General features: G+C 58.3%; 26 protein-coding genes and 1 pseudogene. 22 read left to right on the top strand and 5 right to left on the bottom strand.

The window, feature by feature from the left end; translation table 11 throughout:
- Positions 1-71: 71 nt before the first annotated feature.
- Entirely contained in the window at positions 72-644 is a 573-nt protein-coding gene (locus L0977_RS12135) for a JAB domain-containing protein (protein WP_234265111.1), read from the bottom strand.
- A gap of 135 nt (positions 645-779) precedes the next feature.
- On the opposite strand from L0977_RS12135, the gene L0977_RS12130 reads away from it, so the two are divergent.
- The 4 genes from L0977_RS12130 to L0977_RS12115 all read left to right on the top strand — a co-directional run bounded on the left by L0977_RS12130 (position 780) and on the right by L0977_RS12115 (position 3,777).
- Positions 780-1,034 (top strand): hypothetical protein, encoded by a 255-nt coding sequence (locus L0977_RS12130; protein ID WP_234265110.1) that lies wholly within the window; start codon positions 780-782, stop codon positions 1,032-1,034.
- Positions 1,035-1,501: 467 nt separating this feature from the next.
- Positions 1,502-2,092: a hypothetical protein gene (locus L0977_RS12125; protein WP_234265109.1), complete on the top strand. Its 591-nt coding sequence runs from the start codon at positions 1,502-1,504 to the stop codon at positions 2,090-2,092.
- A 61-nt stretch (positions 2,093-2,153) separates the two neighbouring features.
- Positions 2,154-2,690, top strand: a complete 537-nt coding sequence (locus L0977_RS12120) for a hypothetical protein (RefSeq protein WP_234265108.1) — start codon at positions 2,154-2,156, stop codon at positions 2,688-2,690.
- A gap of 103 nt (positions 2,691-2,793) precedes the next feature.
- Positions 2,794-3,777: an IS5 family transposase gene (locus L0977_RS12115; RefSeq protein ID WP_234265107.1), complete on the top strand. Its 984-nt coding sequence runs from the start codon at positions 2,794-2,796 to the stop codon at positions 3,775-3,777.
- A gap of 136 nt (positions 3,778-3,913) precedes the next feature.
- On the opposite strand, the gene L0977_RS12110 is transcribed toward L0977_RS12115, so the two are convergent.
- Genes L0977_RS12110 through L0977_RS12100 form a run of 3 tightly spaced genes read right to left on the bottom strand, consistent with a single transcriptional unit; the run spans position 3,914 to position 7,568 of the window.
- The gene (locus L0977_RS12110; protein WP_234265106.1) at positions 3,914-4,543 is read right to left on the bottom strand and encodes a DUF4400 domain-containing protein; all 630 of its coding nucleotides are present in this window, start codon (positions 4,541-4,543) and stop codon (positions 3,914-3,916) included.
- On the bottom strand, positions 4,540-6,453 hold the full coding sequence (gene traD / locus L0977_RS12105; RefSeq protein WP_234265105.1) for a conjugative transfer system coupling protein TraD: 1,914 nt from the start codon (positions 6,451-6,453) through the stop codon (positions 4,540-4,542). The genes L0977_RS12110 and traD overlap by 4 nt, the downstream gene beginning before the upstream one ends.
- Entirely contained in the window at positions 6,453-7,568 is a 1,116-nt protein-coding gene (locus tag L0977_RS12100) for a hypothetical protein (protein ID WP_234265104.1), read from the bottom strand. The genes traD and L0977_RS12100 overlap by 1 nt, the downstream gene beginning before the upstream one ends.
- A 124-nt stretch (positions 7,569-7,692) precedes the next feature.
- Here L0977_RS12100 and L0977_RS12095 point away from each other — a divergent pair, with 124 nt between their 5' ends.
- From L0977_RS12095 to L0977_RS12055, 9 genes are all read left to right on the top strand, one after another.
- A complete protein-coding gene (locus L0977_RS12095) occupies positions 7,693-8,718 on the top strand; it encodes a hypothetical protein (protein ID WP_234265103.1) in 1,026 nt (341 codons plus the stop codon).
- A 17-nt stretch (positions 8,719-8,735) separates the two neighbouring features.
- The gene (locus tag L0977_RS12090; protein ID WP_234265102.1) at positions 8,736-9,161 is read left to right on the top strand and encodes a hypothetical protein; all 426 of its coding nucleotides are present in this window, start codon (positions 8,736-8,738) and stop codon (positions 9,159-9,161) included.
- Complete coding sequence (locus tag L0977_RS12085) at positions 9,158-9,799, top strand: FlhC family transcriptional regulator (protein ID WP_234265101.1); 642 nt, start codon at positions 9,158-9,160, stop codon at positions 9,797-9,799. Before L0977_RS12090 ends, L0977_RS12085 begins: the two co-directional genes overlap by 4 nt.
- Before the next feature lie 74 nt (positions 9,800-9,873).
- The gene (locus tag L0977_RS12080; RefSeq protein ID WP_234265100.1) at positions 9,874-10,818 is read left to right on the top strand and encodes a recombination-associated protein RdgC; all 945 of its coding nucleotides are present in this window, start codon (positions 9,874-9,876) and stop codon (positions 10,816-10,818) included.
- Positions 10,815-11,267 (top strand): hypothetical protein, encoded by a 453-nt coding sequence (locus tag L0977_RS12075; RefSeq protein ID WP_234265099.1) that lies wholly within the window; start codon positions 10,815-10,817, stop codon positions 11,265-11,267. The genes L0977_RS12080 and L0977_RS12075 overlap by 4 nt, the downstream gene beginning before the upstream one ends.
- Positions 11,268-11,311: 44 nt before the next feature.
- Entirely contained in the window at positions 11,312-12,802 is a 1,491-nt protein-coding gene (locus tag L0977_RS12070; RefSeq protein WP_234265098.1) for a UvrD-helicase domain-containing protein, read from the top strand.
- Positions 12,803-13,084, top strand: a complete 282-nt coding sequence (locus L0977_RS12065) for a hypothetical protein (protein WP_234265097.1) — start codon at positions 12,803-12,805, stop codon at positions 13,082-13,084.
- Positions 13,085-13,092: 8 nt separating this feature from the next.
- The gene (locus L0977_RS12060; protein WP_234265096.1) at positions 13,093-13,506 is read left to right on the top strand and encodes an A1S_2505 family phage non-structural protein; all 414 of its coding nucleotides are present in this window, start codon (positions 13,093-13,095) and stop codon (positions 13,504-13,506) included.
- A gap of 57 nt (positions 13,507-13,563) precedes the next feature.
- Positions 13,564-14,487, top strand: a complete 924-nt coding sequence (locus tag L0977_RS12055; protein ID WP_234265095.1) for a ParB/RepB/Spo0J family partition protein — start codon at positions 13,564-13,566, stop codon at positions 14,485-14,487.
- On the opposite strand, the gene L0977_RS12050 is transcribed toward L0977_RS12055, so the two are convergent.
- A complete protein-coding gene (locus tag L0977_RS12050) occupies positions 14,475-14,723 on the bottom strand; it encodes a hypothetical protein (protein WP_234265094.1) in 249 nt (82 codons plus the stop codon). The two genes, L0977_RS12055 and L0977_RS12050, sit on opposite strands and share 13 nt — an antisense overlap.
- 399 nt (positions 14,724-15,122) lie before the next feature.
- On the opposite strand from L0977_RS12050, the gene L0977_RS12045 reads away from it, so the two are divergent.
- From L0977_RS12045 to L0977_RS12005, 9 genes and pseudogenes are all read left to right on the top strand, one after another.
- Positions 15,123-15,386, top strand: a complete 264-nt coding sequence (locus L0977_RS12045) for a hypothetical protein (RefSeq protein ID WP_234265093.1) — start codon at positions 15,123-15,125, stop codon at positions 15,384-15,386.
- A 176-nt stretch (positions 15,387-15,562) separates the two neighbouring features.
- On the top strand, positions 15,563-15,745 hold the full coding sequence (locus L0977_RS12040) for a hypothetical protein (protein WP_234265092.1): 183 nt from the start codon (positions 15,563-15,565) through the stop codon (positions 15,743-15,745).
- A gap of 75 nt (positions 15,746-15,820) precedes the next feature.
- The gene (locus L0977_RS12035; RefSeq protein ID WP_234265091.1) at positions 15,821-17,443 is read left to right on the top strand and encodes an ATP-binding protein; all 1,623 of its coding nucleotides are present in this window, start codon (positions 15,821-15,823) and stop codon (positions 17,441-17,443) included.
- A complete protein-coding gene (locus tag L0977_RS12030; protein WP_234265090.1) occupies positions 17,440-18,318 on the top strand; it encodes a hypothetical protein in 879 nt (292 codons plus the stop codon). The genes L0977_RS12035 and L0977_RS12030 overlap by 4 nt, the downstream gene beginning before the upstream one ends.
- A 276-nt stretch (positions 18,319-18,594) precedes the next feature.
- Positions 18,595-18,894: pseudogene (locus L0977_RS12025) on the top strand (DUF6283 family protein).
- Positions 18,895-19,251: 357 nt separating this feature from the next.
- The gene (locus L0977_RS12020) at positions 19,252-22,593 is read left to right on the top strand and encodes a hypothetical protein (protein ID WP_234265089.1); all 3,342 of its coding nucleotides are present in this window, start codon (positions 19,252-19,254) and stop codon (positions 22,591-22,593) included.
- Positions 22,594-22,796: 203 nt separating this feature from the next.
- A complete protein-coding gene (locus L0977_RS12015) occupies positions 22,797-23,234 on the top strand; it encodes an ASCH domain-containing protein (protein WP_234265088.1) in 438 nt (145 codons plus the stop codon).
- Positions 23,204-23,716 (top strand): HNH endonuclease, encoded by a 513-nt coding sequence (locus L0977_RS12010; protein ID WP_234265087.1) that lies wholly within the window; start codon positions 23,204-23,206, stop codon positions 23,714-23,716. The genes L0977_RS12015 and L0977_RS12010 overlap by 31 nt, the downstream gene beginning before the upstream one ends.
- 139 nt (positions 23,717-23,855) lie before the next feature.
- On the top strand, positions 23,856-24,698 hold the full coding sequence (locus L0977_RS12005; protein ID WP_234265086.1) for a hypothetical protein: 843 nt from the start codon (positions 23,856-23,858) through the stop codon (positions 24,696-24,698).
- The last annotated feature ends 5 nt before the right edge of the window (positions 24,699-24,703 follow it).

The following is a 24,703-nucleotide window of genomic DNA, read 5'->3' as shown; positions in this document are numbered from 1 at the left end:
GACAAAAGCCGGTGGGCTTTCCGGTGGCATTCCCCACTGGAAAACCCGCCGAAGCGGGGTTTGAGATGGGTTTAGAAAAGACCCATGGCGACCATGGAAGTCGTCTTCTCCCGAGTGATGATGACGTGATCGAGCACCCTCACATCGACCAGGCTTAGCGCGGACTTGACCGTGCGCGTGAGTTCTTCGTCAGAGCGGCTGGGCTGGGTGCTTCCGCTGGGGTGGTTGTGGGCCATGATGATCGCTGATGCGTTGGTCTTCAGTGCTTTCTTCACCACTTCCCGAGGATAAACAGAGGTCTGCGTGGCAGTTCCGCGAAACATCTCTTCGGCACCAATGATGTTGTGCTGTGAATCGAGCCAGATACACCAGAACGACTCATGCTCCTGCGGTCCAATGATCTTTCTGAGCATTTCGACCGCCATTTCAGGGCTGCTAACCGAAGCCAATTTCGATGCGGCTATACGGCGATCAATTTCGACTGCTGCCTCCAGCTTTGCGCGAGCGTCGAAGCCTGCGCTGTCCTGGAGGAAAAGCTGACCATTTCGCGGGAATAGTTGGTCCTTCGCTTCTTCGGCCTGTTGCGGGGTCAGGCCAAAGGCGAACTGCAAGAGTTCGTCGATCGATGCAGATATGGTGTTCATTTTGCGTTTCCTTTCCTCGAATGAGGTTTTCAAATAGGAAACGGCATGAGCCTTCCTTGGTGCTGCTTGAGCAACACCAAGGAAGGCGCACGAAGCGCCTCATCGCATTACCTACGGGTGGCTTTGCGACGATCCATGGACGACAAGAACGAGAAATGCGTCGGACGGCCTTGCCTTGCGCGATCTGATATGAATCGATTGCATTCGCTTCGAGTGCCGTGGAACTCGGGCTGGAGGAAATTGCGCCGGCTTGCGCGGCACTGGGAGTACACGGTTGCTTGGATTTTCAGCATACTCATCTCCTTCATGTATGAAGTTGAAAAAAATGAGCGCAGCCACCGGCTTATCGAGATGCCCGAAAAAGGATATCTTGATCAGCGAGCGGCTTAGTGTTGTTTGATGGGTGTCTGAAAAGGCCGACCCCCTCCGAACCGTGGTTGGTGGTTCGGAGGGGGCTTTTGCTGCGGTTGTAGAACAACCACACATTGCGAAGTAGCGAATCCGCCCAGCCCCACAAGGGACTGCGCATACAGGACACGCACCCTTACGGGACCATCTGCATCACGTCAGGATTAGCCTGGACGTTGACACTGGCAGGTTCACCATTTGGCTGACTAGGCCAATCGCCGCAACGGGCACATGTCAATCTGAGTAGTCAGGCTCAGAGGGGCGACACGAAGGTCGCTGGTTGGCGGGCCAAGAGATTCGGAGCACTGGGCCGGCCATCTCGTTCCACAGATGTGGTTTTGTGAGTAGAGATATTTTTCTTCCGATGCACAAGAGCGTGCGAACAAATGTAGCCCTTTGAACATAGGTATTCATGGTCCACCATCGGCACTCGTCATCAGAATCAACGTGTGGAAGCAATCATCAATCACAACGACTTGTCCGTCGATCGCGTACTCGACAACGAACTCGAAACCAGTACCGAACCACTGGTCGTCGAGTTGAAGAATGGCCATCGACTGCAGCGCATCCGCGCTTCGATGAGTGCCGCGGCATCGATCCAGTTCGCCACTTCGCCGATAGCACGGATCCTCCGGCGTGACTGGAACATCGTCTCGGCCAAGCTATTCCTGAACTGCCTTGACCCAGATTGGGCCAAGCTCGTCCGCGAAGACGCTGCCGAGATGACCTGGCAGATGTCGGACCTACTGGATATCGTCAAGTCCTTGCCAGTCGGACAGATCGAACATGCGTGGATGAGACCTCGAAAGATCAACCTGCAGATCGTTCACCCGATTTGCGCTCAGTGGCTTCGAGCTTTCACAAAGTACGACCAGGCCTACACGATCCTCATCAACGCGCAGAAATCAGGACGTATGCAACCCAAGCAACGTTGGGCGCTCACACTGCCCAGTCAGATGGCATACATGGGATTCAAGGCCCGGGCCATGAAGCTGCCCTTGAAATCGACAACTGAGCTTCTGGAAGAAGCCGGCCTCTAGGCTCTCGTGCCAAGTTGCATTTGCCAATCCAAGTGCAAGCATGCCTTCAAAGGAGCTTGCAGTGCAACAACAGAACATCATTTCCTCATTCATGGGCTATCTGCTGGTGGCAGCGTCATGCATCGGATGCGCCGTAATCCTGACCACAAGCAGGGCTGAATCCCGAAGCTTGACTCCAGAGCAGGCCTTTGAGCTTTCCCTTCGAGCCACTCATGGCTACCAGGTGCAAGCGGGCACTCCCCGTGCATTCCTCTTCGTGGACCCCGAGTGCGCGATATGTAGCGAAGCCGTTGCACAAGCTGGCACCTCGCCCGTCCCTACGAAGATTGTTCCAATCGCCATCTACGCGACGACCAGGGAGAAGGATGCCTTGCACGCATCGTTCTTGAATGCAAACACCGAAGTCTTCCGCAGTATCGGCCGGTTGGCGCTGCCCCTGTGGGTAGCCATCGACGGGTGCGACACGCCCGTCATCATCCAGGGCTCGCTGGTCCCACAAGATATCGCCGCACTGAGAGTAGACAAGCATGCTTGCACACCCAACGCACCCAAGTCGAAGGGCCGCCCAAATTTGGGCGCTCAAATCCTGATGCTGTAGGAACAGCTTTCGAGCGCTCAAATTTGGGCGCACTCCCAACAGGACCGTTAGGGAAGGTCTGCACAACCCCGGCACCCCTGGCCCGATGTGAGACATTGACGGCATGAAGCAAATGAGCCTGGGCGAGAGCGGATTCGAGCGCAAGACCAAGCGCACACGCAAGCGCGAGTTCCTGGACGAGATGAACCTGGTGGTGCCGTGGGCTGAGCTGGTGTCGTTGATCGCACCGCATGCGCCGGCACCGGGCGCCAAGGGCGGACGCCCGCCGTTTGCCGTCGAGACCATGCTGCGCATTCACTTCCTGCAGCAGTGGTTCAACCTCTCGGACCCGGCCATGGAAGAAGCGCTGTACGACATGGCGCTGTTCCGCGAGTTTGTGGGGCTGGACGCTGGCGAAGACAACCTGCCCGACGAGAGCACCATCCTGCGCTTTCGCCATCTGCTCGAAGCCCACAACCTTAGCTTGCAGATCCTGGCCACCGTTAACGCCACGCTGGCGGCCAAGGGCCTGCTTCTCAAGAGCGGCACCGTGGTCGATGCCACGCTGATTGCTGCACCGAGTTCGACCAAGAACAGCGGCGGCGAACGCGACCCCGAGATGCACCAGACCAAGAAGGGCAACCAATGGCACTTCGGGATGAAGGCCCACATTGGGATCGATGCGGACTCGGGCCTGGTGCACACGGTGGTGGGCACGGCTGCCAATGTCAACGACGTGACGCAGGCGCATGCGCTGGTGCACGGAGAGGAAACCAATGTCCTTGCCGATGCGGGCTACCAAGGCGTGGACAAGCGAGAAGAGACCCAAGGCATCAACGCCCACTGGCACGTTGCGATGCGACCGGGCAAGCGCAAGGTGCTGGACAAGAGCACGCCCAGGGGCGCAATCCTCGACCGACTCGAACAGCTCAAGGCGCGCATGCGGGCCAAGGTTGAACACCCGTTCCGGGTGATCAAGTGCCAGTTCGGGCATGTGAAGGTTCGCTACCGGGGGCTGGCCAAGAACACGGCGCAACTGCGCACGCTGTTTGCGCTGTCCAACCTGTGGATGGTGCGGCGCACGTTGCTGCAAGAGATGCAGGGATGAGTGCGTCTGCAGGCGGCCAGAAGGCCGCCAATCGGGGCGAAATCGGACTCCAAACAGCCCCTGCGAGCCAGCAACCGGCGCAAGCCGAAATCGAGTGCATCAACTCACGCTGCAGCGGGTGTTGTGCAGACCTTCCTTAGTTGCCCGTCTGGAGGTTTGCCGTGAGCGTCCAAAGCCCGATCGACACCAGTGCTACCGCGCCGTAGAGAACGGGAATCGTGATCGCTATTGGCAGTAGCGGCAGAAAAAGGAACGACCCTGCTATCGAGATGACAGAGTGCATGGAAAGCCAGAAGAACACCGGGTTGTGCGGCTTGAACTGATCCAGCTTCGTTTCCCTGATCACAATGCCATCGATGAAAGCCGGCAACGCAAATGCCAGCAGCAGCACCGAGAGCACAGGCCACATGCCCATGAAGCGCCAGATTGCCCTGTAGATGAGGTGCCAGAAGCCTTCCACGTAGCTGTTCGACCCTCTGTTGATGTTTCGCTCACCCAGGGTTCCGAACCCGTTCTTGCTGCTGGCGAACTTTCGGGTCCACTGGACTGCTCCCGTTTCAACGAACAAAGAAGAGAAGACGGTGTTGGCTCGCTGTGTCACCAGGTCATGTTCGATTCCGAGTTCCTGGAGCGTTTCATACTCACTGTCCGGGACCCGCAGCTTTTCGGTACCCATGAACACCGGCATGAGGAACACGGCTAGAAAAGGCCCCGTCAGTATCCACAGGATCATGTGGCGGGCAAACTGATTCTTGATTTCAATCACGGTGCGATCCTGTCCGCCTCGATGTACTCGACGATGCCCTTGTATGTGCCTCGACCGGCAACGAATGCGAAGTAGTGCAGAGGCGGCAGCCGGGTCAGCAACTCCGGTGGGATGAGCGCCGACGCGGTGGATTTCAGCGACCGACTTGTATTACTTCGGAACTCGGTAAACGCCTGGGATGATTCGCTGCCCGACGAGTAGGACACGTCCATCGATCGCACCATGACCTGGCCGAACATGTCGCTGACATACTTTGCCGTCTCAATGCTGCGAACCCGCAAGCTGATGAGGTTGTTCAGGTTGGCCAAGACCTGTTCAGCCTTCTCCTTGGAGCCCAGGCGGACAACCAGGTCCGCAATCGCCTGCATTGCAAGGAAGCACTTGATGCCCGCCCCGCCGCCCTTGTTCAGGATCTGGATCAACTGCTCATTGGCGACTTCGGCTACTTCGTCAACAAAAAGGTAGGCGTCTGCAGGCTTGGAGAAGTTATAGATAGCACCCAATGTAGATGCCAGGTCCGCCAGCAAGATTGAGCCGATGGCACTGGCAATGATCTTGTTCGACAGCGAATCCAGTGCGATATAGAGGACGGCGCCCTCATCGATGACACGGCGCATGTCCCATGAGTCTCGCGTGTCGGACGTGACCATCGGATCGGGCGAAAGGAGATCTCCAATCTCGTCGGACCCCAACATCTCCAGGATGGGCTCCAGAACCTGCACCATCTTGCTGTAGTGCTCTTTCGAGTGCCGGACCATTGAGATGATGCCGTCGATTGTGTCGTCGGTATCGCCCTCGTCAGCGTACTTCATGATGGACCATTCAAGCCGTGTCAGAGCGTTCTTGCCAGCACTGGGCAGGGCCTTGAAGTCCTTGTCCCACTCTGGTCCATGCTTGCGGTTGAAGTGGATTGCGATGACCTTCTCTGCTAGCCCCTCCACACCCATCTGCACATAGCGCTTGGTGTTGCGGATGTCAGGGCGTTCGCCGGCGGCGATAAGTGCCCGGTGAATGCGGTATAGAGTTTTCCAGGCGAAGGCCGCAAACGAGCCGTCAGCGTCAACGAGCTGGCCGATCCGGGTTGCTGGCTCGGAGATGTTGTTCCAGTTCTTGAGCGGCTGGATGCGGATGGACTTGTGGGGCTGAGCAGGGTCGAAGTAGAGGAACTTGCGCCCCTCCTTCTTGCACATCGTGTGGAGCATCGACACCCAGTCGATGTCTTTTTTGGGGTCGATCACGATGAGCGCTTTCCCCATTTTGACGATCTGCGCTGTCAGTGACTCGTATAGACGGGTTTTGCCGGCCCGGGTTGTGCCCGTGATGAGCGTATGGCCTGGCAGGGCTGGGAACGGGATTCCGATTTCCTCTTCAGCGCTCAACCCGATTCCATGTATCCAGGGACTACCGATGTCCGAGTCCAGTATCGGTTTCGTATTGGGGGGCATGATCCCCTTGATGGCCATGGCAATCGCCTTGTCCAGCATGGTGCGCTCGTGCTCCGAGACACCATCAAGGCGCATCAACTCGGTTTTGATGAACTGTGGGATGTCAGGTAGCTCGTCCGGATTTCGGTTGAGCATTTCAACGGCCAGCTCGGCGTGGCGCTGGCTCCACTTGAATCCTCGGCCAATGGGTAGGATCTGGCGCATCTTCGTGAGCCTTTGCAGTCGTTGGAGCATCATGTCCAACGAAATGGTCCGCATCCGGTTGAGGCTGATCGAAGCCCTGAACTGCCAGATTTCCTTGATCTTCTGAAACCTGATGATGCCCAGCAACGCGCTCGCAAGGATCATCACCGGCCAGAATGGAGGCCGATAGGCGACTAGGATCAGAATCGAGAAACCCCATGCAAACACCGCAGCGACCTCATGGGCGCCGCGGAACATGTTCTCGTATTCGCGGCGGCTCATCACACCCCCCCTTCACGTTTTCTGCGAGCATCCAGGTAGATGTGGGCGTACATGGCCTTGATCGATGCGGACTTCTCGGCCTTTCGCTCGATGAATCCTGCCGTGTGCAGCAAGGTGTAGGTATCTTTTGGCGCAGCACCAAACGAAAATGCCTTCCGGGAGAAGTCAATGCTCCCATCAGACAACTGATGGATTTCGCCATCGAACGTGGCGTCCATCGCAATGGCTCGTATCCACTCAATGGCCTTTTGAGCCGCCGGGTTCTGGGGTTCTGCAGCAGGCCCAGGAGCTGGTCTTGATGTGGGGCTTTCCGGTGGGGCAGTCGGCGCAGTCCTTGGCGCCTGCTTCTCCGCAGCCTGAGGCGCTTGGGCACTTGTCGCCGGCTGCGCTTCCTCGGGCATGGATGCCACTCCGGGCATTGCCTTGCCTTCGCCTACCGCGCAGGCCCTTTCGGCAATGTCATCCGAAAGTGTTCTTTCGATTGATTGGCGTACGAGCCTTGCGAGTGGTGGCTCGCTGGCGGAAGAGGCCATGGCAGGATTGATAGCCTGCCCCAGATCGTTGAGCACGGCGAACGAAAGGTGAGCAAACTGTCCAGGAAACCAGAACTCACTGAGCAGAATGTGCAACCTCGACAGTGTCAAGGAGCCCTTGGAGCGCCACCTCAACTCGTACTTTTGTTTGAGTTCGAAAAGAGATTCATCGTCGGCATGTGAATACACTTCGCCCGATTCAAGAATGGTTTCACAATTTGCAATCGCTTGAAGATACACGGTTGCGAGCACCGCGCAATATGAAAGCCACCGGTAATTGCGATCTCCTACCATGCGCTCAGCCGCAGAAGCTGTGGGAGAGAAGATCGTCTTGTCGCACATCCGTACGGCAAGCAATCCAGACCTAAACGCGCACTGCAGCGCACCCCCGCGATCCGGGAATGCTGTTTGCGAAAGAGGGAGTTCCTGCAGCCTCGTTGCAGCGCGTTCTGCAAGAGGGAGGTAAAAGGCCGCGAAGTCTTCGCGTCCCACAACTGTCGCCAGGCTTGCGAACGACCCGGTGTCGGCGTATTGCCTGAACAGCTCTGAAGGTGGAAGCGGGTCGATTTGTCGGGGTTTCACTACCCCATGTTCTTCAAGATGGGCTATGGGCTCCGATCAAAAGCAGCATCAAAAGTGCCGGCTTTTGAATTTGACTATGCGTTGTGCCGGGTGATTCTTTGGAAGTCAACAACTCGGAGCACACATGGATCAAAAAGTCACCATCGACAACACTGCCATCACGATCAAGCTTCAGCGCAAGAACCAACTGAGTCTGCTGGGCGTCGAGGAAGACGAGTCAAGCCAGCAACAGATCATCGCCAGCGCCATCGGGGCCATCGAAGCCTGGATTCAACACGCCGAAGCCGCGGTCAACGTGTGCATTCGCCTGTACCAGTGCCGGGAAGCATTCCGGCAATCCGGTGATGAGGGCTGGCAGAAATTCTGCGAGGCCAATTTCTCGGATCTGGGCATGAGCCAGGGACACATCCGCTCTTGCGTCAGTACCGGCCGGGCGATCGTCAACTACATGGCCCGCATCGGCGCCGAGGGTGGCAAGGAGATTTCGCTGCTCAAGGACATGTCGATGAGCGCGGTCAAGGTGCTCGGCTCCGCGCCCGACGAGATCCAGGGCGGCCTGATCGAGCGTATCGCTCAGCAGATTGAAGAAAAGGGTGGCTTGGCCCCGACTGCCAAGGATGTCGAAGCCCAGCTCAACGAAATGAAGGTGGAACTGGCGCAGGCCCAGGGCAAGCTGAGCGAGAAGGATCAGGCGATCGCCCGCATCGTGAACACCCTGCAAGACCGCGAAGCCGAGATGTCCACCTTGCGTGCAAAGCTGGACGAGAGCAACTCCAGGCTGCTCGCGGCGAAAGAGCAGGCTGTCACCGTGGTCGATTCGGACCCCACCAGCAAGACGCTGCGCGACGAGATCGCCAATCTGGAACATCAACGCGAGGACATCAAGCGGGACCTGGATCGCACGCAAAGCGAATTTCAGCGGGCCAAAGCCGCTTTCGAAGACGTCGAGCGTAAGAACCGGGAGGTCCGCGATGCAGCGCGGGCAGTGGATGAGCTGCAGGCATCGCTGCAGACTCTGCGTTCGGTTTGGTCCGAGGCATTTCTTCTGAAAGTCAAGCGCGTCAACCCGCACCAGTATGGGCCGATGTTCACCAAGATCGCCAACGAGTTGCGCGAGCTGGCCGAGCAGCTTGACCCGACTATCGTCTGACCGCGGGGAGAACCAAAATGGCAATAGCTGCAAAAGCGACTACCTCCCCGGACTCATCGAAGGATTCGTTCGAGTTGCCGGAGATTCCTCTTGTCGATCGCGTAGCCGGAACTGCATTGCAGGGCGCCATCGACGACCTCAATCGCGCCTACATCAACGTCATGCGCGTGGCTGCCCTGCTCGGCCCAGCGGAGCCTCTGGCTCCCGATCTGCTGGATGTCCCGCAACAGGTCATCGAGCTGTTCAGCGACAGCCGTGTCGTCGATCGGATGCTGGACATGTCGTTCGGCTTTCCACTGGTCAAGGCCCGCATTCGTGATCACCACCTCGTTGAACGGATGGTCAAGAACGGTTCTGGCGACTCGGACGCCATCCGCGCATTCACGGACTCCTTTTCGCTGGACGTGGTGACGCGGGCGACGAAGAAGCGGAGGCTGCCATGAGCCCAGGACTGCTCAACGATGCGAACACGGCTCAGGCGGCAAAGGTGCCAGGGGACTCCCTGCGCTCGCCCAAGAAGCTCAAGCGCACGAAAACTGAACTCGCTGCGATGTACCAGTGCGTGCGGCTCATGGTGCAGATGAATGCACGCGCCTGCGTGATCACGCAACTCACCGGCTTGCCATCCCTGGAGGTGCGCGACCTGTGGCAACAGATCGCCGGTCGCTCAAGTCCCAGCGGGCAGCAACCCAACGACCTGAACTGGTACCTGAAGACGCCGACGAGACGCTACCACTCGGCGCTCATCGTCCAGCTTTACGTGAGGGCACTGCGCACGATGCCCGAGTATGCGGCGCTGACGCACGCCTATTACCACTACGGCCGGATCACCGGTTCCATGGTCAGCCGAGGGGTGTGGCAGGAACGTGGCGACCCCGCGTTCCGGGCATCCGAGAAGGACTACGAGATCTCTTTTGCTCGTGCTCATTTCATCTGCAAATCCTACTCGGACGAGCTACTGAGCACTGGCCAGCGCAAGTGCACGCTCAAGATCAAACGCTGCCAGAAGGGCGAATGCGGGGGCATGTACATGAGCACCGAGAACGAGGCCGGAAGGTACTGCCCCTTGTGCACCGGCTGACCCCTACTCGTTCCCTATTCAACCCGAAATCCTGGGCGCCATGCCGCCCAGGCATTCATCTACACGCACATCAAATGTTCAAAAATATCAACCTCTTCCGCATCGAGCTTGGCCCCGTCCAGGATCTGGAGGGCATGGAGCAAGCGCTTGACGCTGCGCGGTTCACCCCCTGCGGTGCGACACAGGAGAGATCCTTCGGCTGGGTAGAGCCCCGCGGCCAGGAACACGGCCCCCTCGTGGAATCAGTCAATGGTCAGAGACTCCTGCGCTTCATGATCGAGACGAAAGGGGTTCCCGGCGCCGAGGTGCGCAAGAAGGCACAGGAGGAAGCTGACAGGATCGAGGCGACCACCGGTCGCAAGCCCGGCAAGAAGGAAACCAAGGCCCTGCGCGAGGATGCATTGCAGGCCCTGCTGCCCCAGGCATTCGCCCGCCGCAAATCGGTCATGGTGTGGCTCGATGTCGAGCGAGGGATGCTGATCACCGATGCGGCAACGACCCTGGCCAACGACGACCTCATCACCAGTCTCGTCACGCTCCTGCCCGGTACAAAGATCCACAACCTCAACACGGCCCAGACACCTCAAACCGCGATGACACAGTGGCTTCTGGCCAAATCGCCCGATGACTGGCCCGAGGGGCTGGCGGTGGAGCGCGAGTGCGAGCTGAAATCGCACAGCGAGGAAAAGTCGGTGGTTCGCCTCACACGCCACCATTTGCTGAACGATGACGTGCGCAAGCACATCACCGAAGGAAAGCTTCCGACGCGCCTGGCTCTGACTTGGGAGGGCCGGATCGGCTTCCATCTCTCGGAGAACTTCAGGCTCAAGAAGCTCAGCTTCCTGGAGGGCGTGTTCGAGGACCGGCCCAGCGCCGAGGGCGAAGACCCATTCGATTCCGACGTAGCCCTGAGCACAGGTGAGCTGCGCAGTTTCCTGCCGGCTCTGATCGCCATGCTCGGCGGAGAACTGGCCGAAAAGAGCGAGACAAGCGCCCAGAAGGCCGAGGCCGGCGGATGATCATCTTCGGTGTCGATCCAGGAATGTCCACAGGTCTTGCCAGGTATGAATCTGGCAGGCTTGTGGTACTGGTGACCCTGCTTCCCACCGACTTGCTGCGCGAGATCATCTCAGCTCGCCCTGGACTCGTCGTGATCGAGGACTCGCGCCTGACTTCACACACTTGGGCGCGTCCAGGACTCTCTCCAACCGCCCAACAGAAGCTTGCCAGGAACGTTGGTCAGATCGACGCATGGTGCAGGCAGATCGAAGACCTGTGCAAGCGGCAGAACATCGATTTCATCGGCCGAAGTCCAAGGGAAAAGGGTACGAAGCTCGATTCGCAGACCTTCAACAAGTTTGTCGGGCGGGACAAGCCTTCGAATCAACATGAACGGGATGCTGCGCTGGTTGCCTGGCCTTTCCGCTCAATGAAGACCCGATCCAATTCCGCATGCGCCAGTGCTTGATTTTGAACTTGCTTGGCGCTCCTGCCATGAGAACTTTGGAGATCATGGAATCAACCTTCAATCCCACTCAGGAACAAGAAGAAATCATCCACGCGCCGCTGCGCGGGATCACGAAGGTCAAGGCGTACGCAGGCGCCTCGAAGACGACAACTCTTGTACTCAAAGCAGAGCACCTGGCCAACACACATCGGATGAAGGGCCTGTACATGGCCTTCAACAAAAGCGCTCAATTGGAAGCCGAAGAGCGCTTTGGTGATACCGCTGTCGCCCGGACAGGGCACGCTCTTGCCTTCAGGGTGTATGGCAGTCGGTACAGACGAAAGCTCGGGGACATCCGGGCGAGAGATCTTGTCGATCTCGGGGTTGTCGACTTGTACCCCGAGGCCCAACTGATCATCTCGGCGATCAAGCACTACTGCATCAACGCAGAAGAGCAATTCCCCGATGCTGGCGCAATGTACATCAGCCCGAGCATCTCGGAGGCGCGAGCCAGGGAGTTGATGCGGCTGGCCGAAGAGGTCTGGAAAAAGATGCGCGATGTCACATCGCCATTCAAGATGCCTCACGACGGCTACTTCAAGCTGTACCAACTGAGCCGCCCTCGCCTGCCAGGTGATTACCTCATGGTCGATGAGTTCCAGGACACCAACCCAGTGACGCTGGACATCATCGGCCGGCAGCCGCAGCCCATCATCGTGGTTGGAGACCCGTACCAATCGATCTACGCATTCCGCGGTGCAGTCAACGCGATGAATGTCTTCGATGCCACGTCGCACTTCCATCTGTCGCAGAGCTTTCGCTTTGGTCAGTCAATCGCGAACATCGCGAACGACATTCTCTTTGCCCACTTCGGTGAGACGAAGAAGTTGGTCGGTTCTGGTGTGAACACGGCCGTGTTCAACCCAGGCCACAAGACAAGTGGCCAACATGCCGTTTTGTCCAGGACGAACGCAGCACTATTCGAGCACGCTGTTCAGGCTCATCTGCAGGGTCTGTCGATCGCATATGTGGGCGGCGTGAACTCCTATCAGTTCGAAAGACTGCTTGATGTTCAGAACCTTGCAGCCGGGTTGCATAACTCAATTCGGGACCCATTCATCCGCGGCTTCACATCGCTCCAACAGATGGAGGACTACGCGGAGGAGACGGAAGAGCATGACCTGTTGCGGCTGCTCAAAACGGCTGCCGCCTACGGGGACCAACTGTTCGAGCTGGTGCCGGAAATTATCGCCAAGGGCAGAACATTTGGTGATGAGAGGACGGCAGAAGGCAAGAAGCTCGGCCTTCTTCCTCCAGCCCTGGTTCTGTCCACTGCCCACAGGAGCAAGGGAGCAACCCTCGAACACGTCACGCTCGCAGACGACTTCCCTGATCTGCTCTGCGGTGATGACCCGAACTACAAGATCAACGCCCAGGAAGTGCATCTGATGTATGTGGCGCTGACCCGCGCACGTCAGAGCCTGACGATCAACCAAACGGTCGTGGATTTCCAGTCGTACTGGAGACAGATACGCGACTCTGAAGTGGAGTTCTGAATGAACGCCGAAGCGGCCCGAGCACTTGCCCGTCACGCTGTGCGGACACCGACGCTGGATGCAGCAAGAACGCACGTTGATTCGCTCATCCGGCAATCCGCGGAAGTTGGTCTGAGAAAGATTGTGGATCCGCTCGCCAGCTTCGATGGGCCGGTTTCACGCTCGGAAGAAGCACTGCTTTGGCAGGAACTGCGCGAGGACCACTTCGAGGTGGTGCACGACCACCATTTCCCAACCTTTGGCCCCCACCACGTCAACAGCGTCACTGCAATCTCATGGTGAATACGACTATGCCACGCAACTATCACCCCGACAACACGATGCCCAAGGGCAATGGCTGGGTCTACGTCTTCGGCTCGAATCTGGCTGGCCGTCACGGTGCGGGGGCGGCCAAAGCCGCTCACGTGAACTTTGGAGCCAAGTACGGCGTGGGTGAGGGGCCTACAGGCAAAGCCTACGCCATCCCGACCAAGGACAGGCACCTCAAGACGTTGAGCCTGGATGAAGTTCGAGACGGCATTCTGGCCTTCATCAACTTCGCGCACTCGAAACCAGAAACCCTGTTCTTCATCACGCGGATCGGTTGCGGCCTCGCAAATTTCGACGACGACGATATTGCGCCTTGTTTCGTTGGCGCGCCCGAGAACTGCTCATTTCCTGAACCGTGGCGCCGATATCTCGATACCACCGAGACCCGAACTTGATTATGAAGTTGTGGGTGAGAAGCTGATATCACCTAAACCAACTTGTAGGAGCAATCCATGTCTGAACAGCAAATCCAGTTTTTCCCGGGCTCGGTCAAGAAGGCCATGAAGGAGGCCGGCGCCGGCAGTAGCGATCTGTGGAAAGTTCCGCGCTCCAACATCCAGGTCGCCAAGGACTTCAACGTCCGTGTCCGCAACGACAAGTACGCCGCACGTGTGCGCGAGATCGCCGACTCCATCAAGGAAAACGGCTTTTACCCCGACAAGCCCCTGGCAGGATATGTGGCCCTCGATGATGGCGGTCAGCAGGTCATCATCGTCACGGATGGTCACACCCGTCTGGACGCCGTTGACCTGGCGATCTCCGAGGGTGCTGAAATCGAGCTGCTGCCTGTGGTCACCAAGCCCCATGGCACGTCGATGGAAGACCTGACCATCGCATTGCATGTGGGCAACAACGGCAACCCGCTGACCCCGTTCGAGCAGGCCCTCGTCTGCAAGCGGCTCGCCGGATACGGCATGGAAATCGCCACGATCGCAAAGAAGATGGGCTTCACCGAAACCTATCTGGACGGCCTGATGACCCTGATGGCGGCGCCGAGCGAAGTTCGCAAGCTGGTCGAAGTGGACAAGGTGAGCGCCAGCCTGGCGATCGACATGCTCAAGAAGCATGGCCCGAAGGCACTGGAAATGCTCAAGGCAGGCCTGGCCAAGGCCGAGGCGTCCGGCAAGACGCGCATGACGCCCAAGCACATCAATGCGACGCCCCGTGTGGCCAAGCCGGTCCTCGTACGTAGTATCGACTACCTGCGGCAGGAGAAGCTCGATGACGACGAGCGCTTCCTGAAGTTCCTGGCGTTCCTGGGCGGCATGAAGACGGCCGACGAACTCAAGGGCTTCATCGCTGCCGAGCAGGAAAAGGCCCAGAAGAAGGCGGCCAAGGCCGAGAAGGCCAGCAAGAAGGACGCTCAGCCCTCCTGATCTCGCCCACCCGCAAGACGGGCATCCTCTGCATTCTGTAGCGCCTGAAGACGCACCCTTAGGGGGTCTTCAGGCGCTATTTTTTCGGGATCGAAGACCATCCGCATGTTCTTCATTCCAGGAAAGACGCCCTGGGCCTGAAGTCCTCTGATCAGGTTGTCTACCTCGGGCCATCCCCTGATGGCGTCCTTGAACTCGGAGGCGGTTTGCTCGGTGCACGCGATCCACTTTGCCATACCCGAGGATAGGAGGCGCGATGCTCATGCCAACATCGAAACCGACTCAAAGCAATAGCCGATTCCCCAAAGAAAAGACCCCGGATTGCGGGGTCTTGAACTGACCATTGGTCAGCCCGCTCAGGGAGGAAAAGCGGGACCGGTTAACCGGCGGTTGCAGTTTAAGTCATATGAAGGGTTGAGTTTCATGTTTTCCATGAAATACTTACTTTGCACTTCTACCCCCGTCAAATCCGAGGTTGACCTCATGCTTCATTTCACAAGGCGACTGGGTGGGAAGGCCCGTGCCGCACGGCCTGCGGAGTATTTTGGATAGTGCATGGAAAGGAGAAGCGGGAACGACATCTGCCGACGCAGGACACTATCCAGCCCCACTAGGGGTCTCCCGCGCACAACTACATGACGAATCCGAACAAGCCCCCCGGGCTGTCCGTCGAAGAACGTCAGGCAATCGCCAGACTCCTGACTGGACGTCCGAGCATGATCAACGATATCACTCATGCCAAGGATTTATGGCCCACCATAGCTCATCAGGCCCTTGAACGGCGTCTGAGCGTGGTGATGGACATTCTGAGCACCGAAAGTCTGAAGATCATCGCATCCGGCGAAATCGATCTGGCCACCGAGTGCAAGCAAATCGCTCAGCAGGTCCAAACGGACTGAAGGCTCCACCATCTCGATCGGGACCGCTCAAATTTGGGCGGTCTTTTTTTGTTCGCGCAGTTGCGGTCCCCGCTCGTATGTGGACTGGCAAATGACAGCGAGCATGGACTCTGAATCGAGTCACAGCGATCTTGAGCAGGCTCGAACATGGGGGCATGTCAGTACGAACCATGCCCATGCAGGACACCAGAGACAGGAGAGCTGCGATCTTCGTCGCAGGTGTCTACGCGGGGGCGATTCTCTTTGTGCTTTCGGTGCTGGTGTATGTCGGACGCATCCAGGTGTCGTTGCCGGCGCCGCTTGTGGCCTTTGCTTCCGAATGCATGAAGGACTGGGCTCGGCGATTTGGCCTGGCATGAGTTTGACTGAAAGACGCACGATGGGATGCTGGTTCAGCGCAACCAAGGCCATTTCCATTTCGAACGGCAACACCCATGTCCCTGATCGTCTCCAAAGAAATCCTACTGGCAACCTCCAATGAGAAACTCAAGCGTGCTCGGGAGAGGGTTGGTTCCCATCGAAGCGACGAAGATATCCAGCTCTTGTCGGACCACCTCGATAAAGATGCCTTGACCGAGCTTCTGCGGCTGGCCTGCGATCACAAGCAAGCGAAGCTTTCAAGGACTATCGAGGTCATCCTCCAGGCTCTGGAAGGAGACTTTTCCAAGCCGGTCCCGAACTTCAATGCCTTCAAGGAGGTACTGACTTCCTACATTCGACACGAGGCCATCGATGGATGGATCTATGTGGAGCGCTCGGACGGCCAGTTGCTGCCGGAGCTTGTCACAGACATTTCGTACCATGATGGCTACAGACGAGATTCGACGCCCTCCGTTTCGATCTCGACAATCTCATACACAATGGCCGATGGTCATGGGTCGACAATGGACACCTGTCGCCGCACCCATACCTTCCACCCCAACGCCGTGGCACGCAAACGGGTTGATTCGATTCTTGAGTCGCACGGCATCCTCAAGGAGTCCGAGCGCCTGAAGGCGGAATATCAGGCGGCCATGGACCGGCATCATGGCCTTGAGGCCGGTGCGTTCTCAAAGCAGTTTCGCGCTACTGGGCCGATGCTGCGGAAAGTCGAAGGCTACGGAAGCGAAGGCTTTCGATTCAACGCCAGCCGTGTGATCTGGGACCTGGATGATGAAGCTCGCGGCTCACGTCTGCAGAGTGAAGAATCAGTCATCTTCGAGAAGGTACCGGACCACGATGGCCACGGCAACGTACCCGAGCACCCGCTGGCCGTAGCGTTCGACATGGAGTGCCAGGAGTCCTTTTGGGTGAACACCTGCCACCTGATGCCCTACGACTACGACAAGTCCCTGGGCAGCAAGCTCATATTGCCCGAAACTCACCGCGATCTCCTGGACGTTCTCACGACCGACATTGGCGCGTTCACAGGCGACATCATCGAGGGCAAGAGCGCGGGCAACATCATCCTGTGCAAGGGCATCCCAGGCGTTGGCAAGACGCTGACCGCCGAGGTGTATGCCGAGCTGATCGAAAAGCCCCTGTACAAGGTCCACTCGGGCAGCCTTGGCACAACGGCCGAAGCCATCGAGAGGAACCTGAAGGTGATTTTCAACAGGGCAAGGCGCTGGAATTGCGTCCTGCTGCTGGACGAGTGCGATGTCTTCGTGAGCAAGCGCGGTACCAGCATTGAGCAAAATGCCATCGTCGCGGAGTTCCTGCGCACGCTCGAATACTTCGACGGCTTGATCTTCATGACGACCAACAGGCCGGATGACATCGATGAGGCCTTCCTCTCCCGGTGCGCCGCCATCATCGACTACAGCCCACCCTTTCCCGCTGACGCACGCAAGATTTGGAGTGTGATCGCGGCCCATTTCGACACAACCCTCGATACGGCATTGGTGGAGCAGCTTTTGAAGCTGTTCCCTCAGATCGCTCCGCGGGACATCAAGATGCTGCTGCGCCTGGTGCTTCGGATGGCGAAAAAAAGGGAGCAACCGCTGTCCATCGACCTCTTCCGCCAGTGTGCCATGTTCCGGGCCATCGATATGACCCCCTTGGAGGGCGCAAGATGACCCACGACGAGTTGGCCAAGGATCTGGCAAACCACGTCAGGGGCAGATCTGTCCGACTGGTCTGGACCGACATGCAACTTGGCCCCAGCGGATCACCGCGGCCGGATGTCTACTCACTCGAACCGTCGTTCGTGAAGTTTCGTCCGCTGGCCTACGAGGTCAAGGTTTCCGTCGCGGATTACCGGCGCGATGTCACCAGCGGCAAGTGGCAAACCTACTTGCCCTATGCCGCTGGCATCACGTTCGCGGTTCCGGCCGGACTAATCAACAAAAATGATCTTCCTGAAGGATGCGGCTTGATGACCAGAAGCGAAGCCGGCTGGCGCACTGTCAAGGCCCCGACCCTCAGGCCGATCAACACCCTCCCCCATGAGGCCTGGTGCAAGCTGCTGATCGATGGCTTGGGGCGTGAACACTCACGAATCGCACTTTCTCTTTCACCCAGTTTTTCTGACGAATGGCTCGCTCGGCATCGAATTGGCTCGAAGCTTGGGAAGCATGTCCGACAGGTCCTAGATGACCGAGGCGCTGCGGAGTCCCACTTTGAGCGAGAAACGGAGGCGTTACGCAAAGCAGCCGAGGGCCAGGCCGAGCGCGTTCGCGTGCTTGAGGAAAAGTTGATTGATGAAGCTCGACAGAAGGCCACGAAGGTGGATGCGGTTCGTGCGGATCTGGCAGTTGCACTTGGGTTACCTCCCGACTCGTCTGTGTCCCGCATCAAGATCCGGGCCGAAGAGCATGCACTACGCTTGAGCAAGGACAGCGAAGTGGTTTTCCTTAGAACGGCTCTTTCGCAAGTGCAAGCGGCGCTGTCCGAGGCCCTCTCGTTGCCCACCCTGGCGAATCCTGATTGGTCCAAAAGAGCGCCTTTATGAGCATCCGTTCGCTGTTTCTCGGTGGGCTGTTCCTCTTTTTCGTCCTGCTCGCAACCGTCTTCGCCACAGGGCAGAATTTTTGCCAAAGGTGTTCGTCCATGGGGTAATCTGGCGGCGAGCACGAACAATGCATGCTCACATTGGCCACTGGCCTTGTCTACACATGAAAGAAATCCTCGAAGTCCGACCTGCCGGCCCTGATCATCAGGTGGTCACCGTCAAGGGGGGGCAAAGCGATGCTATCGCGCACAGCCAAGTGGCGGTTGCCCCTGGGTCATGGAGAATGCCGGGTCGTTCCCTGCAGAGGCTTTTCGCCATTCAGCGAGAACGGCCTATGACATGAGCGACCACGTGTTCTCTTGCCACGAATCCGACTCTTAAAAGCCTGCTGCCTGCGCCGGCTTCCTCCTGCGTGGCGCGGACAACAACCTGGCTGTTCGTCTGGCCCAGATTCGGGGCGACCTCGACATGTCGAAGATTCATGACGATGGTCGGGCGCTGTTCAAGAACTACCGGGATATGGCCGTGGCCAACGGCGTCGACCCCGAGGATGAGACAATCAAGGCCTGCCGATAGTAACCATCCTGTCCCCATGAAGCGTCGCCCACGAAAGCTGGCTCAGCTTCGCATCCATGGCGAAGCAAGTCCCTTGCACAAGACAGGTCCATGCACTACGTGCATGATCTGGTTACCGCATTTCGGAGTCGAAACCAATCAAGGCTACTTGCATTTATGCTCCGAGTGCATAAAGGCAGCTCGAAAGTACACTGAAACCGCGCCGGCAATAGCCCCTACTAGTATTCGCAAGTCAAAGTCCGCAATGGATGCACTGAACCGCCGCATACCTGGCTCATTCGAAGGAGGCAAGAAGCGCTAAGCAATGCGCTACTTTTTTATTCTTGAAACCAGCACAGGGCGTGTGATGCTGGTTGCATGGAACACTTGCCCTCTCTCGATCCCTCTGGCACGCCTGATGAGCCTTCGCTGAATCGAATCGAAGGCTCGAACACCCTTGAGCCCGGCCAGTATTGGCGGGCCGTCAAGGATGTCACAGCAAAGGGTACTGGCGAATGGGGGAGCCGTGACACCGACCTGCAAGTTGGAGACATTCACCTCGTCGTCTCACTCTTCTACTTCGAGGGTGTGCTTCATTCGGTAACGGTGCTGGGGCACCCCCGAAATACATGGGGAGATCAGTTCTCTCGCCATACGTTCTTGGCCAATCAGTTCTTCGATGCCTTCGAGCGTGTCAGCGACGAGGATGCCGCAATCGACCGCGCTGCTGGCCAAGCTGCCATCATGGCCAAAGTGCAGTCCCTTCAGCAGGAGATGCTGGATGCACAGATCAACCCTCTCCAACTGCCCGGGGTACAGGAAGCCGCAAAAGAAGCAGTCGAGCGCTTCGAACATGAAGAAGCGTCACGAGTGCAGTCCGAAGTCAAGGATAAGGAACAACGGGAATCCGACCTTCGCCGGATTCACCGCCGAGCCGCACGTCGCTCCGAGGCCAAGGGCAACCCCATTGCTGTTCGCAAGACCACGATTTCCGACCGGCTGGACGTGATGATCAGCGAGGGGGTCACTGCCGATGGGGTGCGCGACCTCCAGATTGAAGCCGGTCGGCGTGTTGCTATCGCCGAGGCTACATCGAAATGGCTCAAGTCGCGAACGGAGGACATGGGGAGCACCCTCAAGCGCCTTACGCCCTATGTGGCGGAGCAAGCCCAGGTGGCCATGGCGCTGTCCAGCAAGAGCATCGATCTGGTCAAGCAGATCAGCCGAGGCATTGCATCCCTTAACCTCTACACGGGTGCAGGCGTGGACGTGTTCACCGTTCGCGAAGGAGAGGATGCGCCGTCCAGCGAACCACTGACCATCGTTCAGGGCAAGTTGGCCATGGATGAGGAACTTGCCGTCCACGTGGACGTGGAAGAGAGCTTCGACTGCTCCAGTACGAGCAAGTTCTTTACCCGACTTGCGGACAACGATGAACTGCTCCGGCAGGTCCTGCCCTCGCCACGGTGCGTCGTATCGGTTCAAGTCACGCGCCGAAATGTCGAGTACAGCGAGAAGATGAGCCCCTTCGAGAGGGTGGCACGCGACCTGGAGAACAAGCGCGTGTTCCTGCTGGTTCGAAACGGCCACAACGTGCATGCGGTCTACTCATGCGAGCCGTCGCACGAGGCTGCCGAGCGACTTTTCCCGACCCGTTTTGACATTCAAAAGCCCTTTCAGGGCATCGACGGCTCGACTATCGGACTTCAGGATGTGGCCTTCGGCAAGGCTGTTGGTCGGTTCGAGGACCAGGCCCTGCACTACCGGCGTTTTCTGATCCTGCTGTGCGGCCTGGATCATCGTCTGAACCTGTTTGGTGACTTCGCGCCCCCTGAATCGAAGGCTTCCTTCATGAGCGTCGATTTCCAGCAGCGCTACATGCGGTTCCTGGAAAACGATGACCCCGGACTACTGCTGGGCGGACAGGATGAGACGGTTTACGCATGGATGCGCCGACACAACCAGGGCATTCGCTCGGGTTCCCGTGTCGTGGTGGACAGCGGCAACACACTGAGCATGGCGACTGCCTTGGTTCGCAGGGAGAACTACGCGAGAATCGACCGCAGCGCTCTGGATGGACTCGCGCTGATCGCCAGCGAGAAGGCCGGCAACATCTTCCTGCAAGTCCCCGTCTCAACCGATCGCGGGCGAAAGAACGGATCTGCATGGCTCACCGGACCCGATGCATACCGGGGCGAGGATCTGCAATCATGGTGGCTGTGCATCGACCGGGTAAAGCTCGCTGAAGTCCGCCGCTACATCTACGACCGGGACCAGCGATTCAGTTCCATCAACTGGCTTCGCACGCTGCGCCGGGTTGAGCGTGTTCTGCAAAACGATCAAGCGGCAGAGGCCAAGGTTCGCGAGCACATCCGCCAAGCAGCTCTCGAAGCGAAGGTGCTGCCCGAATCCGAGATCAGTGAGGCCATCGACCAGGCGGTAGCGACATGGCGAGCCGATCACCGCGGAGCACCTGTACCCAGCCTCAACGACAAGACAGGCATCGGCCAGCTCATGTCCCTGGTTTTCCCTGTGGCAAGCCTCGCAGATTCAATGGCGCCGCTGGTGGGTTCTCTGTGCGACAAGCACGGCCTGCAGCCGCTCATGCTGACGCGCACGGGCAAGAATCAGTTCGCTCTGTACTCTGTGGTCCCCGAGGAAGAGCGCAAGGAATATGGCTCGGCTGTGGTCTGGAGCTGGGTGCGTCGGCATCTGCTGAAGGTCTCGGGCAGCAAGGCGTCACTGGGCTCGGCATCCACGGTCTGGCTGCTGGACAAGACGCTGGAGGCCACGGAAGAGGTTGTGACGCGCTGGCCAGAGCTGGATACCTGGCTCCATACGAGCCCCGAGCCGATCCGGCTTCCTGCGTTGAAAAAGGCACACAAAGCCATCAATGAGGGCAGCCGTTTGCTGGAGACACTGGATACTGCGCAGCGCAGCGGTGATGGCATCCCCAGCGACATGCTCAGGCAGTGGCTCGAAACTGCAAGGGCGAGCGCAGAAAAACTGACTTACACCCAGAATTTCTACCTGACAGTCCCGATCGCGGTCTACCAGGTTAGCCCACATGCGCCACCGGTCTTCGCTTACGCACGCGCCAGCTTCCTGGATGTGGTTCGTGTCTATGGAACAGCCGAACAGCTTGAATTTACCCTGAACACGAGGGGATTTCGATCTGAGTCGATGCGAAAAAGTGCCCGCTCTACAAAGCCCATCTCCTGGAGAGCAATCATCAAGAAGACACTGGAATCGAAGTGGCTTCAACGTTCAGGCGAATTGTCTGATTACGAAGAAGCGCCGTGGGTCAAGTTCTCAACCCACAAGCCGGGCGGCTACAGTCGAAGTTCTCGCGGCAAATCATGGATCGGAAGAGGCTCTACCAGGGCCGAGCGCAGGTCGGAAGGCGGAAGACCTCTCCACGACCGGCATTCAGCGAATCTGTCATGGAGCCGGGCCATTGATCACCTCATGGGAGTAGCGCCTCTGCACAGCAAGGCTTTCTACCGCAGCGTGGAAAAGCGTGTGAAGGATATCTGGCACGGCATCAGCAGTGACGGAAACACCGTGGCCGAGGAGCGCAAAGCGGAGCGCGTTCGAAGATTCGAGGCACCGGTGAAGGCTGCAATCGAGATTGCTGGATGCCTGTGGGACGATCAGCATGGCCGATCGGTGGCCAACCGTTACCTGTCTGGCCGTTGCGCCGAGAAGAAAGCGGCCTGACGTCCAAGGCTTTTCAACTTTGAAGCGAAGTTGATTTCGCCAACATTCGGTTCATCCTGATTTCATGAAAACCATGACCTACCCCTCCCTTTCCGGCCGCGACTTGCTGGTGCACGCCGTGTCCGCCGTACTCACCCTGGCCGTCGTCGGCTCTGCACTGACCGCGATCGGCCTCTAAAAACCGATCATCTTCCGCTGCGACCGTGAAAGCCCTCTCCATCCATCAACCCTATCCGCACCTGATCGTGCGCGGAGAAAAGCGCGTCGAGAACAGGACGTGGGCCACGCGCTATCGGGGGCGGCTGGCCATCCATGCCAGCAAGAACCGGACGATGCTGGATCCTGGAGAGGCCGACAGGTACGCCGCGATAGGCGACCCTCTTGTCTTCGGCGCAGTGGTCGCCGTTTGCGAGCTGGTGGACGTGGTTCATGTGCGTGATGTTTACGCAGGCGTATACGACGAGGTTTACCCCTGGCTGAGCGATCACCCGCACACCGTTGGCCCCTACTGCTGGGTTCTGGACAACGTACAGCGCATCGTACCCATCCCCTTCATTGGCTCGCAAGGCCTCTGGTCTTTTCCCGACGACTTGATCGCACGGAGCACACCATGGAACACGTCATCGACGGCCGCACGCTGATCCTGGACGATGCAGACGACGACCTGATTCAGAGCGGTGGTCGGCTGACGGTTTCGCACGTGTGGGGATTCGCCCGCTGCGGACAGCGTGCCGTGCATACATTGGTGATGGGCGCGAAACATGGGCAGCGCGTCATCGCACTGAATGGCAATTTGCTCGACTGCCGCAAAGACAACCTGCGCCTGATGACCGCTGAAGAGCGCCGCGCTCGCTTCGAGCGGATGGCCAAGGAGAGAGACGAGAAGATCTCACAGGCAAAAGCCGCGGCTGAACCGTTCCTGGCGATCCCTCGTGACTTGGGCTCATGGGGCGTGCTGAAGACCCGCTGCTGGCAAATCATGCACCGTCGCCTCAAGCATGCGCTGTCGCTCAAGCATCCGCGCCTGGCAGAGCTGTGCCGCTTGCCTGTGCTCCTGAGGGACCTGCCTGACTGGAGCGCCGATCAGTGCGCAGCTTTTCTGGAGTCTCCTGAGACGGGTTGAAAGTGCCGGCATTGCCTCAGCCCTACGGCCCAAAGGCATCTTGCACACCACATCTCAAAACCTGAGTTGTCGCGCCAGACAATCGCCCGCCATTGGCAGGCCACCGCTTCCAAGATTGGTGGATTCCAGACCACCTTTCATGTCCATGAAACTCCCCCAGCAGCTCATCACGAAGTTCGATCGCGGCGACATCGAGGCTCTTGCGCATGCACTACCCGTGCAGCGTTACATCGGGGAATTTCCCCTGTATCGACGTATTGACATCCTTGCTCCCGCGATCGTCCTGCTCACTGTGACACCGGGGGAATCGACCAGCATCCACATCAGCGCCGACTACAGCTACTTCGCCGATGCGATCGAACTTGAGGGATCGAGCCATGCCCTCGTCATCAAGCCAAGGCTGAAGAGCAAAATCAACTCATCGATGTGGGTTGACGCGGACGAAGGTTTCAAGCACGAAGTGTCCATGCCACCCGGCATGCACCTTGCCACAGCGAACCGGTTCATGCGCCTGATGTCCCGGCTGTTTGGCATTCGCCCCCCACGTGGAGCCCTTGTCCTGAAGATCACGGCACCCAAAGTACCCGACATCATCCAGCATGCAAATGCCCTTGTCCTGGTCGATGGGGTCGATCAGTACAGTGTCTGCACGCAAGTGTACGGTGGAACGCTCTGCCTCAGGGGCCAGGTCGAGAATCTGGCATGCTTTGCTGCCGGCGAAGCTACCAGCGTACTGGCAAGCGATCTGCAGGCTCAAAGCGGGGACCCGATCAGCGCCGTACAGGGGGCTCACATCCGGGCCAATGTCCGGGACCAGTTCCGCGGCCTGGCAAGAGACAAGAACTCCCTTGTCACCGTTCAAGGTAACCCGCCCATGACCTCGGTCGAGATGAAAGACGGGGGGCGCGTGGAGCACAACGATGCTGGCCCCAGCTCAAGTACATCTGTCCCCTGTGGGATACCTCAGACCTCCTGCGCATAGCTCCC

Origin of the sequence: Hydrogenophaga sp. NFH-34 (genome assembly GCF_021401345.1) — a bacterium.
Lineage (GTDB): Bacteria > Pseudomonadota > Gammaproteobacteria > Burkholderiales > Burkholderiaceae_C > Hydrogenophaga > Hydrogenophaga electricum.
Note: the sequence above shows the minus strand (reverse complement) of the source record. Positions and strands in the feature narration are given on the sequence as shown.

Bases quoted from the DNA above. Each gene is read 5' to 3' on its own strand.
- L0977_RS12080 (WP_234265100.1), top strand. From the start codon at position 9,874: ATGTTCAAAAATATCAACCTCTTCCGCATCGAGCTTGGCCCCGTCCAG.
- L0977_RS12045 (WP_234265093.1), top strand. From the start codon at position 15,123: ATGACGAATCCGAACAAGCCCCCCGGGCTGTCCGTCGAAGAACGTCAG.
- L0977_RS12055 (WP_234265095.1), top strand. From the start codon at position 13,564: ATGTCTGAACAGCAAATCCAGTTTTTCCCGGGCTCGGTCAAGAAGGCC.
- L0977_RS12115 (WP_234265107.1), top strand. From the start codon at position 2,794: ATGAAGCAAATGAGCCTGGGCGAGAGCGGATTCGAGCGCAAGACCAAG.
- L0977_RS12020 (WP_234265089.1), top strand. From the start codon at position 19,252: ATGGAACACTTGCCCTCTCTCGATCCCTCTGGCACGCCTGATGAGCCT.
- L0977_RS12130 (WP_234265110.1), top strand. From the start codon at position 780: ATGGACGACAAGAACGAGAAATGCGTCGGACGGCCTTGCCTTGCGCGA.
- L0977_RS12090 (WP_234265102.1), top strand. From the start codon at position 8,736: ATGGCAATAGCTGCAAAAGCGACTACCTCCCCGGACTCATCGAAGGAT.
- L0977_RS12070 (WP_234265098.1), top strand. From the start codon at position 11,312: ATGGAATCAACCTTCAATCCCACTCAGGAACAAGAAGAAATCATCCAC.
- L0977_RS12005 (WP_234265086.1), top strand. From the start codon at position 23,856: ATGTCCATGAAACTCCCCCAGCAGCTCATCACGAAGTTCGATCGCGGC.
- traD (WP_234265105.1), bottom strand. From the start codon at position 6,453: ATGAGCCGCCGCGAATACGAGAACATGTTCCGCGGCGCCCATGAGGTC.
- L0977_RS12065 (WP_234265097.1), top strand. From the start codon at position 12,803: ATGAACGCCGAAGCGGCCCGAGCACTTGCCCGTCACGCTGTGCGGACA.
- L0977_RS12040 (WP_234265092.1), top strand. From the start codon at position 15,563: ATGCAGGACACCAGAGACAGGAGAGCTGCGATCTTCGTCGCAGGTGTC.
- L0977_RS12030 (WP_234265090.1), top strand. From the start codon at position 17,440: ATGACCCACGACGAGTTGGCCAAGGATCTGGCAAACCACGTCAGGGGC.
- L0977_RS12135 (WP_234265111.1), bottom strand. From the start codon at position 644: ATGAACACCATATCTGCATCGATCGACGAACTCTTGCAGTTCGCCTTT.
- L0977_RS12035 (WP_234265091.1), top strand. From the start codon at position 15,821: ATGTCCCTGATCGTCTCCAAAGAAATCCTACTGGCAACCTCCAATGAG.
- L0977_RS12085 (WP_234265101.1), top strand. From the start codon at position 9,158: ATGAGCCCAGGACTGCTCAACGATGCGAACACGGCTCAGGCGGCAAAG.
- L0977_RS12075 (WP_234265099.1), top strand. From the start codon at position 10,815: ATGATCATCTTCGGTGTCGATCCAGGAATGTCCACAGGTCTTGCCAGG.
- L0977_RS12010 (WP_234265087.1), top strand. From the start codon at position 23,204: ATGGAACACGTCATCGACGGCCGCACGCTGATCCTGGACGATGCAGAC.
- L0977_RS12060 (WP_234265096.1), top strand. From the start codon at position 13,093: ATGCCACGCAACTATCACCCCGACAACACGATGCCCAAGGGCAATGGC.
- L0977_RS12050 (WP_234265094.1), bottom strand. From the start codon at position 14,723: ATGGCAAAGTGGATCGCGTGCACCGAGCAAACCGCCTCCGAGTTCAAG.
- L0977_RS12095 (WP_234265103.1), top strand. From the start codon at position 7,693: ATGGATCAAAAAGTCACCATCGACAACACTGCCATCACGATCAAGCTT.